Below are 11,666 nucleotides of genomic sequence, written 5' to 3' on the forward strand. Positions count from 1 at the left end.
CTCCACTTCGTTATTTCAGAAAATACAAAAGCCGCTGCGAGGCAGCGGCTGGTGCTCGGGGCAACGCCGGTTAGCGCTGCAAGCCCCGGAAATCCGGGGCCGCTTGGGGGTTAACCCCAAGCATAGTTGTTACTTGATGGTCAGGGCTTCCAGTTTGCCGCTGTTGCCATACACATAGATCGTGTTGCCCACCACCAGCGGACGGGCACGCAGGCCGTCACTGTCGATACGCTCACGACCCACAAAACGACCGTCCACCTGGCTCAACAGGTGCAGGTAACCTTCCAGGTCACCGACGGCTACGTAACTGGAGAACACTTCCGGCGCCGACAGCTGGCGGCGAGCCAGCGAGTCGTTGCTCCACAGCGCAGTGGTCGAACGCTCGTCAACGCCTTCAACGGTGCCCGAAGACAGGCTCACGTAAACGTTGCCGAAACCCTGGGCAACACCGGCATAGCTCGATGCATCGCGCTGCCAGAGTTGACGGCCGCTTTGCAGATCGAGTGCTGCGACGCGGCCCTGATAGCTGGCGACGTAAAGGGTTTCACCGGACAGCAGCAGACCGCCGTCGATGTCGACCACGCGCTCCAGTTCGGAACGACCGGTTGGAATCGCAACGCGCTGCTCCCAGACCGGCACGCCGTTGGAAATGTCCAGGGCAACCACTTTACCAGTCGACAGGCCAGCCACCGCGAGGCGGTTGGTCACGACGGGTGCGCTGGTGCCACGCAGGGTCAGGACCGCAGGGGTACTGTCGTAAGTCCAGCGACGGTCGCCAGTGGCAGCGTCCAGACCGATCAGACGATCGTCCTGAGTCTGCACCACGACAACGTCACCGTTGTTGGCCGGCGGCGCGAGGACTTCGCTGGAAACCCGGGCGCGCCACTTCTCTTCGCCGTTGATGGCGTCGAGAGCAACGATTTCACCCTTGAGGGTACCGATCGTGACCAGACCGTAACCCACGCCAACGGCGCCGGAAACAGGCAGTTCAAGATCCTTTTTCCACTTCACGTCGCCATTGCCGCGATCCATGGCCATAACAATGCCGGTCACATCGGCCGCGTAGATGGTGTCACCATCAATCGCCGGAACCAGCATGTTGTAGGTTTCACCCTGACCGTCACCGATCGAACGGCTCCACTGCTTTTGCAGAACCACTTCTTCCTTGAAGTCGGTCAGCTCGGCCGGTGGCAGTTCTTTTTTGCTGTTGCTGCTGCAACCCGCGGCCAGAATGGCCAGAGCCAGCAATGCTGCATGCTTCCAACGGATCACGTCACGCATCCCCTTTGGCCAGGTCGTCGAGCTTGATTTGAAGGCCACCGACTGCCGCTTCATCCGACAGTGCCGCCTTGGCTTTTTGATACGCGGTGTTCGCCTCGTCGGTACGACCCAACTGAACCAGCAAGTCACCCTTGAGTTCTTCGCGAGTGGCCAGGAACGCCTTGTCGGCATCGCCGTCGAGCAGTTTCAGGGCTTCATCAGCCTTGTTCTGCGCACCCAGCACCTGCGCCAGACGCTGACGGGCGATTTCGCCCAGCGCCGGGTTGGCCGGTTTGGCAACGATGGCCTTGAGTTCGGTGGCGGCGTCGTCCAGCTTGCCGCTGTCGACCGCTACCTTGGCCACGAACAAGCTGCCGTACTGCGCGTACGCGGTGCCGCCGAATTCGCTGTTGAGCTTGCCGGCCAGGTCTGCAACGCGTGCAGCGTCAGGCTTGCCATCCGGAGTCAGCGTGGTTTCCAGCAGTTGCTGATAGAGCACCGAGGCGCCTTGCGCCTGGTTGCTCTGATACTTGTGAAAAGCCTGCCAGCCGAACACGATGACCAGCGCCAACAGGCCGCCGGTGACCAGAGGTTTGCCGTTGCGTGTCCACCAGTCCTTCAAATCCGCCAACTGTTCGTCTTCGGTACTCGACACCCCAATACTCCTTAATCGCTAAATCGGCTGTTTGGACAGCTTCAACCCTGCACGACGCAGGTGGCCAGGTGAGCGGCAAGCGCATCCCAGGCAATGCTTTGTTGTTCGCCCTGGCCACGCAGGGGTTTGAAACCTACCACTTGCTGGGCCATTTCGTCGTCACCCAGGATCAGTGCATACAGCGCACCGCTCTTGTCGGCTTTCTTGAACTGGCTTTTGAAGCTGCCGGCGCCGGCATTGACTTGCAGACGCAGGTTTGGAAGCTGGTCACGTACTCGCTCGGCCAGGGCCAGGCCGGCCAGTTCGGCCTGCTCGCCAAAGGCGCAGAGGTAGACGTCGACCTGACGGGAGATTTCTTCCGGGATCTGCTCCAGGGTTTCGAGCATCAACACCAGACGCTCGATGCCCATGGCGAAACCGACGCCTGCGGTCGGCTTGCCGCCCATCTGCTCGACCAGACCGTCGTAACGACCGCCCGCGCAAACAGTGCCTTGGGCGCCGAGCTTGTCGGTGACCCATTCGAATACGGTTTTGCTGTAGTAATCGAGGCCGCGTACCAGTTTCGGGTTGAGCACGTACGGGATGCCAACCGCGTCCAGACGCGCCTTCAGACCTTCGAAGTGCGCACGGGATTCGTCGTCCAGGTAGTCCGCCATTTTCGGCGCATCGACCAATACCGCCTGAGTGTCGGCATTTTTGGTGTCGAGCACGCGCAGCGGGTTGGTTTTCAGGCGACGTTGGCTGTCTTCGTCGAGCTTATCGTGGTGCGCCGAGAGGTACTCGACCAGCGCTTCACGATAGCGACCACGGGACTCGCTGGTCCCCAGGCTGTTGAGTTCGAGCTTGACCGCATCACGGATACCCAGCTCGCCCCACAGGCGCCAGGTCATGATGATCAGCTCGGCATCGATGTCCGGGCCGTCGAGGTTGAACACTTCCAGACCGATCTGGTGGAACTGGCGATAACGGCCTTTCTGCGGACGCTCGTGACGGAACATCGGGCCGATGTACCAAAGCTTCTGCACCTGGCCACCACCGGTGATGCCGTGCTCGAGCACCGCACGCACACACGCTGCAGTGCCTTCCGGACGCAGGGTCAGGGAGTCGCCGTTGCGATCTTCGAAGGTGTACATCTCTTTTTCGACGATGTCGGTCACTTCACCGATCGAGCGCTTGAACAGCTCAGTGAATTCGACAATCGGCATGCGGATCTGCTTGTAACCGTAGTTATCCAGCAGACGCGCGACTGTACCCTCGAAATAACGCCACAGCGGGGTCTGTTCGGGCAGGATGTCGTTCATGCCACGAATGGCTTGCAGAGACTTGCTCACTTTAAATCCTTAAATTCGTTCGGCGCTTCAGTCAGGTCAGCCGCGCGCGATGACCGCTGCGTCAGCTTCGACCTTCTCGGCCGCTTTCTCGCGGATCAGCTTTTCCAGCTCGTCCACCAGATTGTCATTCGTCAGTTTCTGCGACGGCTTGCCGTCGATGTAAATCAGGTTTGGCGTACCGCCGGTCAAGCCGATATGGGCTTCCTTGGCTTCGCCGGGGCCGTTGACCACGCAACCGATCACCGCGACATCCAGCGGCACCAGCAGGTCTTCAAGGCGCCCTTCCAGCTCGTTCATGGTCTTGACCACATCGAAGTTCTGCCGCGAGCAACTCGGGCAGGCGATGAAGTTGATGCCACGGGAACGCAGATGCAAAGACTTGAGAATGTCGTAACCGACCTTCACTTCCTCGACCGGATCGGCCGCCAGCGAGATGCGGATAGTATCGCCAATCCCCTCGGCGAGCAGCATACCTAGGCCCACGGCGGATTTCACTGTGCCCGAACGCAAACCACCGGCTTCGGTGATGCCCAGGTGCAGCGGCTGGACGATTTCCTTGGCCAGCAGACGGTAGGCTTCAACGGCCATGAACACATCGGAGGCTTTCACACTGACCTTGAAGTCCTGGAAATTCAGGCGTTCGAGGTGCTCGACGTGACGCAGCGCGGACTCGACCAGTGCAGCCGGAGTCGGTTCGCCGTATTTCTTCTGCAGGTCTTTTTCCAGGGAGCCGGCGTTGACGCCGATACGGATCGGAATCCCGCGGTCACGGGCGGCATCGACCACCGCGCGCACCCGGTCTTCACGACCGATGTTGCCCGGGTTGATGCGCAGGCAGTCCACACCGAGTTCGGCGACGCGCAGCGCGATCTTGTAGTCGAAGTGGATGTCGGCAACCAGCGGCACCTTGACCAGTTGCTTGATCTTGCCAAACGCCTCGGCGGCGTCCATGTCCGGCACCGAAACGCGGACGATGTCGACGCCGGCCGCTTCCAGACGATTGATCTGGGCAACGGTGGCCGCCACATCATTGGTGTCGCTGTTGGTCATGCTCTGCACAGCGATGGGCGCATCGCCGCCGACAGGCACGTTACCGACCCAGATCTTGCGCGAAACGCGACGTTTGATTGGAGATTCGCCGTGCATGACTTATTGACCCAACTTCAGGCGAGCAGTCTCGCCACTGGTGAACGGAGCGATATCGACCGGTTGGCCGTTGTAGCTGACCTGTGCGGCACGGGCCACACCCAGGCGTACCGCCAGTGGCGGCTTGCCGGAAACCGAGACGCTGTCGCCTTTGTGTTTCAGACCGCTGAACAATACCTTGCCGCGACCGTCGGTGACCTGTGCCCAGCAATCGGCGCTGAACTGCAATTGTACCTGGCCATCGCCTGCCGCCGGAGCAGCCGCTTCTGCGGTTGGCGCTGGAGTGGCCGCCACCACTGGCGCAGTCACGGTCGGTGCCGGAGCAGCCGGAACGTTCGGTGCAGGTGTAGCCGGAGTGGCAACCACCGGAGCCGGAGTATGAGCCGGGGCGGCCGGCGTTACGGCCGGTGCTGCTGGCGTTACGGCCGGAGCGGCAGGCTCGGCACCGGTCGATTCAGCGGTGGTTTCCGACTGTGGCAGCGCCAGAGCGGTCGCGCCCTCGGACTGACCTTCGGCCACGGCCTGGTCTTCCGGCTCGTCGATCGGGTGAATCTGCGTGGTGCCGTCGGCGCCTTCGACTTCAACGTGCTCCGGGGCGAGGCTGGTCAAATCCTTGGTGCGCAGCGAGGTCTGATCCTGCCACCAGACGAAACCGCCGCCGATGACCGCAATCAGCAACAGCAGGCTGACGATCCGCAAAATGGTGTGGGACACCCGCACCGGCTCTTCAATACGACCCAATGCATGCACATTGCTGCCTTGTGAGTCGGTGCCAGTGGACTGGTCGAACTGCTGGACCAGAACGGTCTGGTCCATGCCGAGCAATTTGGCATAAGCGCGAATGTAACCGCGAGCGAAAGTATGCCCCGGCAGCTTGTCGAAAGCGCCAGCCTCAAGATTGCTCAGGGAAGTCACGGTGAGGTTGAGCTTGAGGGCCACTTCGGCCAGCGACCAGCCATTGCTTTCGCGTGCCTGGCGCAAGGTCTCACCGGGATTAACGCGAGTCGCTGCTACAACTTCGGGATGCGCCGCTTTCATCATTGCTCCGACAGGTATTGCTGATATTCCGGCGTACCGGGATAGAGTCGTTTTAATTGCAGGCCGTAACTGGCGGCCTTGTCGCGATCTTCAAACACTTTTGCCAGCCGAACGCCGAGCAATAGACTACGTGCATTTTGCTCGGTTAGCAGGCTGAAACGGTCGTAATAGTCACGCGCGGGCACATAATGCCTGTCTTCGAAGGACAACTCAGCCATTTCCAGCAAAGCGCGCGGTTGTTGACGGTTCAGCCGCAGGGCTTTTTCCAGTTGCTGTTGTGCCAGATCCCGCTGCCCGAGCTTCGAGGCGGTCATGCCGAGGTTCTCGAACACCCGCGAACGCTCAGGATACAGGGTATCGGCGGCGGCCTGCTCAAAACGCTCGTAGGCTTCCTTGTAACGCTGTTCTTCGTAGAGAAAACTGCCGTAGTTATTGAGGATTCGTGCATCGGCGGGACGCGAGGACAGGGCTTTGCGGAAATGCTCATCGGCCAGTTTCGGCTCCATTTCGGCCTGGAACACCAGCCCGAGGGCAGCATTGGCATCAGCATCGGAGCCGTCCAGCTCCAGCGCCTTCTTCAGCGGCACCTTGGCGCGCTCGGTCATCCCTTGCTGCAAGTATCCCAGTCCCAGCTGCACGTAGGCGGCACGCGCTTCGTCGCGGCCCTTGCTGGTCTTCATCGGGTTGTAGTCACCCGACAGGACACAACCAGCACACAGGCTGGCCATCAGCAACAGCAGCGCAAAGCGCAGGGACATAGAGATCCTCTCTTAGTTAGTGTTCGCGGCGTTCTGTGCCAGATCGCTGTCGGCGCTCAACTCGCGCACGGCGATGTAACGTTCGCTGCGACGGGTGCGATCCAGCACCTGCCCTACCAATTGACCACATGCGGCGTCGATGTCTTCACCACGGGTGGTGCGGACAGTGACGTTAAAGCCGGCCTGATGCAACTGATCCTGGAACCGACGAATGGCATTGTTGCTCGGCCGCTCGTAACCGGAGTGCGGGAACGGGTTGAACGGAATCAGGTTGATCTTGCACGGAATGTCTTTGAGCAACTCGATCATTTCCACCGCGTGCTCAAGCTTGTCGTTGACGTCCTTGAGCAAGGTGTACTCGATGGTCAGCACACGTTTCTCGCCCAGGGCGGACATGTAGCGCTGGCACGACTCGAGCAGCATCTTAAGCGGATATTTCTTGTTGATCGGCACCAATTGGTTACGCAATGCGTCATTCGGTGCGTGCAGGGACAACGCCAGGGAGACGTCGATGTGCTTGGCCAGCTCATCGATCATCGGCACCACGCCCGAGGTGGACAGGGTTACGCGGCGCTTGGAGATCCCGTAGCCCAGGTCATCCATCATCAGATGCATGGCGGCCACGACGTTGTCGAAGTTCAGCAGCGGTTCGCCCATGCCCATCATCACCACGTTGGTGATGGCGCGGTCGATGGTAGCCGGAACACTGCCGAAGGATTTGTTGGCAATCCACACCTGACCGATGACTTCGGCGGCGGTGAGGTTGCTGTTGAAGCCTTGCTTGCCGGTGGAGCAGAAACTGCAGTCCAGGGCACAGCCTGCCTGGGACGAAACGCACAGAGTGCCGCGTTTGCCCTGTGGAATGTACACGGTCTCGACACAGCTGCCGGACGCCACGCGCACCACCCACTTGCGGGTGCCGTCGCTGGAAATGTCCTCGCTGACCACTTCGGGACCACGGACCTCAGCAACAGCCTTGAGCTTTTCGCGCAAGGCCTTGCTGACGTTCGTCATGGCGTCGAAATCATCGACACCAAAGTGGTGAATCCATTTCATTACCTGACCGGCACGGAAACGCTTCTCCCCGATTGAGTCGAAGAATTTTTCCATTTCCGGCTGGGTCAGACCCAGCAGGTTTGTTTTCACAGTCGATGTCGTCATGGATTCACCTTCACTCTTTAAGCAATGCTTAGCGAGTGGTTACTTCAGTAGCTGCGAAGAAGTACGAGATTTCGCGAGCAGCAGCGGCTTCGGAGTCCGAACCGTGAACGGCGTTGGCGTCGATCGACTCGGCGAAGTCAGCACGGATGGTGCCGGCAGCAGCTTCTTTAGGGTTGGTAGCGCCCATCAGCTCACGGTTGCGAGCGATAGCGTTTTCGCCTTCCAGAACCTGAACAACCACTGGACCGGAGATCATGAAAGCAACCAGGTCACCGAAGAAACCGCGCTCTTTGTGCTCAGCGTAGAAGCCTTCAGCTTCGGCTTTGGACAGCTGCTTCATTTTCGAAGCAACCACTTTCAGACCAGCCTTTTCGAAACGGGTAACGATTTCGCCGGCAGCGCCTTTAGCAACGGCGTCAGGCTTGATGATGGAGAAAGTACGTTGAACAGCCATGGTGTAACTCCAGAAACAGTAATTTGCGAAAAATTAAACCCGCGAATTATACGCGGGTTCTTGGGTATTGCCTAACCTGCGGGGAGGATCAGTCCAATTCTGCGGCCCAGAGCTCCTGAACCGCCTCGAGCACCTTCTCGCCGACCCGGCCAGAAGTGCTGTCGAAATCCGGCAGCTCAAGAATCATCTGCTGCAGACGGACAAAACCTACAGAGTACGGATCGAGCCCCTCGTGGGCCTCGGCCAGCTCTTCTGCAATACGTTGAACATCATTCCAACCGTAGCTCATGACAGTCTTACCAGTCAGTGCGGCGCTTCGGCCGCATGGTTAAGCGAATATTTCGGGATCTCGACGGTGAGATCTTCTTCACCGACGATCGCCTGACAGGCCAGGCGCGATTGCGCTTCCAGACCCCAGGCACGATCAAGGAAGTCTTCTTCCAGTTCGTCGGCCTCTTCCAGCGAGTCGAAACCCTCGCGAATGATGCAGTGGCAAGTGGTGCAGGCGCAAACGCCGCCGCAGGCACTTTCCATCTCGATATGGTGTTCGTGGGCCAGCTCGAGAATCGAAGTGCCAGGCTCAGCCTCGACGACCATCCCTTCAGGGCAGAACTTCTCGTGGGGCAGAAAAATGACCTGCGGCATCAGATATCCTCGATTTCATTCAGATTGCGCCCCGACAGAGCGGCTTTCACCGTCAGATCCATGCGGCGGGCAGCAAAAGCATCGGTCACTTGCGACAGACGCTTGGTCTGCTGCTCGATGGCGTAACCATCGGTGCCTTTCATCAGTTCGGCCAGTTCCTGCATTTGCAACTCGATGACCATGCGCTCTTCGGCGTCGAGCAAGCGCTCGCCATCGGCCTCCAGAGCGCCCTGCACCGCCTCGATCAGACGCTGGGCATCAACTTGCTGCTCGCGCAGGACGCGGGCGACCTTGTCGTCGTTGGCGTGCTGGAACGAGTCCTTGAGCATCTTGGCGATTTCACCGTCGGTCAGGCCGTAGGACGGCTTGACCTGAATGCTCGCCTCAACGCCCGAACCCAGTTCACGGGCAGACACGCTGAGCAGACCGTCGGCATCGACCTGGAAGGTCACGCGAATCTTCGCCGCGCCAGCCACCATCGCCGGAATGCCGCGCAGTTCGAAGCGCGCCAGGGAGCGGCAGTCGCTGATCAGCTCGCGCTCACCCTGCAGCACATGGATCGCCATGGCCGACTGACCATCTTTATACGTGGTGAAATCCTGCGCGCGGGCCACCGGAATGGTGGTGTTGCGCGGAATCACCTTCTCCATCAGCCCGCCCATGGTTTCCAGCCCCAGGGACAGTGGGATCACGTCGAGCAGCAGCAGTTCGCCGCCATCGCGCTTGTTGCCAGCCAGCGTATCCGCCTGGATCGCGGCCCCGATGGCCACCACTTGATCCGGGTCGATTTCGGTCAATGGCTGACGACCGAAGGCTTCGGCAACCGCCTCGCGAACACGCGGCACACGGGTCGAACCGCCGACCATGACCACGGCATGCACGTCTTCCAGTTCGACACCGGAATCACGCACGGCGCGGCGGCAGGCTTTCAGACTGCGGGCAACCATTGGCTCGATCAGCGCATCGAAGGCTTCGCGGGTCAGCTGCGCTTTCCAGTCACCGTAGGCGACTTCGACGTTGGGCGCATCGGTCAGGGCCTCTTTGGCCGCGCAGGCGGTTTGCAGCAGATTGCGTTGCGCACCCGGGTCGAGATCGGCGGACAAGCCGGCGCTCTCGATGATCCAGCCAGCAATCGCGTGATCGAAGTCATCGCCGCCCAGCGCGCTGTCGCCGCCGGTGGCCAGCACTTCGAATACGCCGCCAGTCAGACGCAGAATCGAAATATCGAAGGTGCCGCCGCCCAGGTCATAGATTGCGACCAGACCTTCGGCGTGTTGATCCAGACCATACGCCACTGCCGCAGCAGTCGGCTCGTTGAGCAGGCGCAGCACGTTCAGACCGGCGAGTTTCGCCGCATCCTTGGTGGCCTGACGCTGAGCATCATCGAAATACGCCGGAACAGTAATCACCGCACCGACCAGTTCGCCACCCAGGGTCGCTTCAGCACGCTGACGCAGCACCTTGAGGATGTCAGCGGAGACTTCGACCGGGCTTTTCGGGCCTTGCACGGTGTCGATGAACGGCATGTGCGATTCGCCACCGACAAAGCGGTACGGCAGTTGCTCGCCCAATTGCTTGACGTCGGACAGACCACGGCCCATCAGGCGCTTGACCGACAGTACAGTGTTCAAGGGATCGGAGGACGCGGCCAGCTTGGCCGACTCGCCAACCTCGACGCGGTCGGCGTGATAACGCACGGCGGACGGCAGGATGACCTGCCCGTCAGCGTCGGCCAGTGGTTCGGAAAGACCACTGCGCAACGCAGCGACCAGCGAATTGGTAGTGCCCAAGTCGATCCCCACAGCCAGACGACGCTGGTGCGGTTGAGGACTTTGGCCGGGTTCGGCGATCTGCAGTAGGGCCATCGTGATCAGGACTTATCTGTATATCAGGCGTGCGACCGGAGCGGCACTGGGTTAATCGTCGAGGCGCTCTTCTAACTGGCGCACTTCGTAGGTGAGCTTGTCGAGGAACTGCATGCGCCGCATCAGGCGTTCGGCCTGCTCGCGCTGCGCTGCATCGTCCCAACAAGCTGCGAAGCTTTCGTTCAACTGTTCCTGAGCGACTTTCAAGCGACGCTTGAATACCGCGACACCGTCGAGGTCGGCGCTGTCCTGGAGGTCTTCGAGCTCTTCGCGCCACTGCATCTGCTGCAAGAGAAACTCGGGATCATGCACCGTGACTTCCATCGGCACTTCATGCCCGCTGATGGTCAGCAGGTAGCGTGCGCGCTGGGCAGGACTCTTGAGCGTCTGGTAGGCATCGTTGAGCCGCGCAGACTGCTCGAGCGCCGACCGCTGCTCGCGCTCGGAAGCGTCGGCAAAGCGGTCAGGATGAACACCGCGCGCCAACTCACGATAGCGCGTGGCCAACTGCTCGAGATCCAGGCGGAAGCTCGGTTGCAGCTCGAATAAAGCGAAATGACAAGGAATACCCACGACAAGCCTCAGATGTTGAAGCTTTCGCCGCAGCCACATTCACCGCGGACGTTGGGATTGTTGAACTTGAAGCCTTCGTTCAACCCTTCCTTGACGAAATCGAGCTCGGTGCCGTCCAGATAAGCCAGGCTTTTCGGGTCGATGATCACTTTCTCGCCGTGACTTTCGAACACCTGATCCTCGGCAACCACCTCGTCGACAAACTCCAGCACGTAGGCAAGGCCGGAACAGCCTGTGGTGCGAACACCCAGACGAATCCCTTCACCTTTGCCGCGCCCGTCGAGGGAGCGTCGCACGTGTCGAGCAGCCGCTTCTGTCATGCTGATAGCCATCGTTGACTCCTTACTCGTCGCGCAATGCTTAGATCAAGCCTTTCTTCTGCTTGTAGTCGCGAACAGCCGCTTTGATAGCGTCTTCAGCGAGAACCGAGCAGTGGATTTTCACTGGCGGCAGGGCCAGTTCTTCGGCCAGCTGAGTGTTCTTGATGGTCTCGGCTTCGTCCAGCGTCTTGCCCTTCATCCACTCGGTGGCCAGGGAGCTGGAGGCGATTGCCGAACCGCAGCCGTAGGTCTTGAACTTGGCGTCTTCGATAACGCCCTGATCGTTGACCTTGATCTGCAGACGCATCACGTCGCCGCACGCCGGAGCGCCGACCATGCCGGTGCCGACATCCGGATCTTCCGCGTTCATCTTGCCGACGTTGCGCGGGTTTTCGTAGTGGTCGATGACCTTTTCACTGTAAGCCATGGTGCTTAATCCTCACTCATCAGAGAGTCGCTC

The 11,666-nt window shown here is 60.1% G+C and carries 14 protein-coding genes; all 14 read right to left on the reverse strand.

All coding sequences use genetic code 11. The features are described from left to right. Window positions 1–129: 129 nt before the first annotated feature. The 14 genes from bamB to iscU all read right to left on the reverse strand — a co-directional run bounded on the left by bamB (window position 130) and on the right by iscU (window position 11,633). Window positions 130–1,281, reverse strand: a complete 1,152-nt coding sequence (gene bamB / locus HXW87_RS26625) for an outer membrane protein assembly factor BamB (RefSeq protein WP_047296334.1) — start codon at window positions 1,279–1,281, stop codon at window positions 130–132. Next, the gene (locus tag HXW87_RS26630; protein WP_041071830.1) at window positions 1,274–1,915 is read right to left on the reverse strand and encodes a tetratricopeptide repeat protein; all 642 of its coding nucleotides are present in this window, start codon (window positions 1,913–1,915) and stop codon (window positions 1,274–1,276) included. The genes bamB and HXW87_RS26630 overlap by 8 nt, the downstream gene beginning before the upstream one ends. Window positions 1,916–1,956: 41 nt before the next feature. Then, entirely contained in the window at window positions 1,957–3,246 is a 1,290-nt protein-coding gene (gene hisS, locus HXW87_RS26635) for a histidine--tRNA ligase (protein ID WP_003227887.1), read from the reverse strand. A gap of 36 nt (window positions 3,247–3,282) precedes the next feature. Further along, a complete protein-coding gene (gene ispG / locus HXW87_RS26640) occupies window positions 3,283–4,392 on the reverse strand; it encodes a flavodoxin-dependent (E)-4-hydroxy-3-methylbut-2-enyl-diphosphate synthase (protein WP_025109215.1) in 1,110 nt (369 codons plus the stop codon). Window positions 4,393–4,395: 3 nt separating this feature from the next. Further along, the gene (locus HXW87_RS26645; protein ID WP_121187062.1) at window positions 4,396–5,430 is read right to left on the reverse strand and encodes a RodZ family helix-turn-helix domain-containing protein; all 1,035 of its coding nucleotides are present in this window, start codon (window positions 5,428–5,430) and stop codon (window positions 4,396–4,398) included. After that, window positions 5,430–6,188 carry a type IV pilus biogenesis/stability protein PilW gene (pilW, locus tag HXW87_RS26650; RefSeq protein ID WP_047296336.1) on the reverse strand — a complete coding sequence of 253 codons (759 nt, stop codon included), beginning with the start codon at window positions 6,186–6,188 and terminating at the stop codon, window positions 5,430–5,432. The genes HXW87_RS26645 and pilW overlap by 1 nt, the downstream gene beginning before the upstream one ends. A 12-nt stretch (window positions 6,189–6,200) precedes the next feature. Beyond that, window positions 6,201–7,349 (reverse strand): 23S rRNA (adenine(2503)-C(2))-methyltransferase RlmN, encoded by a 1,149-nt coding sequence (rlmN, locus tag HXW87_RS26655; protein ID WP_007964428.1) that lies wholly within the window; start codon window positions 7,347–7,349, stop codon window positions 6,201–6,203. Between the two features lie 28 nt (window positions 7,350–7,377). Next, window positions 7,378–7,803, reverse strand: coding sequence for a nucleoside-diphosphate kinase (gene ndk, locus HXW87_RS26660; protein ID WP_003227894.1), 426 nt, complete (start codon window positions 7,801–7,803; stop codon window positions 7,378–7,380). A gap of 88 nt (window positions 7,804–7,891) precedes the next feature. Next, entirely contained in the window at window positions 7,892–8,092 is a 201-nt protein-coding gene (gene iscX / locus HXW87_RS26665; protein ID WP_047296339.1) for a Fe-S cluster assembly protein IscX, read from the reverse strand. A gap of 14 nt (window positions 8,093–8,106) precedes the next feature. Then, window positions 8,107–8,448: an ISC system 2Fe-2S type ferredoxin gene (fdx, locus tag HXW87_RS26670; protein ID WP_041071821.1), complete on the reverse strand. Its 342-nt coding sequence runs from the start codon at window positions 8,446–8,448 to the stop codon at window positions 8,107–8,109. Then, entirely contained in the window at window positions 8,448–10,313 is a 1,866-nt protein-coding gene (gene hscA, locus HXW87_RS26675; protein WP_239778054.1) for a Fe-S protein assembly chaperone HscA, read from the reverse strand. The genes fdx and hscA overlap by 1 nt, the downstream gene beginning before the upstream one ends. Before the next feature lie 51 nt (window positions 10,314–10,364). Continuing rightward, complete coding sequence (gene hscB / locus HXW87_RS26680; RefSeq protein ID WP_003227901.1) at window positions 10,365–10,886, reverse strand: co-chaperone HscB; 522 nt, start codon at window positions 10,884–10,886, stop codon at window positions 10,365–10,367. Between the two features lie 8 nt (window positions 10,887–10,894). After that, complete coding sequence (gene iscA / locus HXW87_RS26685; protein WP_003227904.1) at window positions 10,895–11,218, reverse strand: iron-sulfur cluster assembly protein IscA; 324 nt, start codon at window positions 11,216–11,218, stop codon at window positions 10,895–10,897. Window positions 11,219–11,246: 28 nt separating this feature from the next. Next, window positions 11,247–11,633: a Fe-S cluster assembly scaffold IscU gene (gene iscU / locus HXW87_RS26690; protein ID WP_003227907.1), complete on the reverse strand. Its 387-nt coding sequence runs from the start codon at window positions 11,631–11,633 to the stop codon at window positions 11,247–11,249. Between the last annotated feature and the right edge of the window lie 33 nt (window positions 11,634–11,666).

The sequence above is a fragment of the Pseudomonas sp. Y5-11 genome (assembly GCF_022368695.1).
Classification (GTDB): Bacteria; Pseudomonadota; Gammaproteobacteria; order Pseudomonadales; family Pseudomonadaceae; genus Aquipseudomonas; species Aquipseudomonas parakoreensis.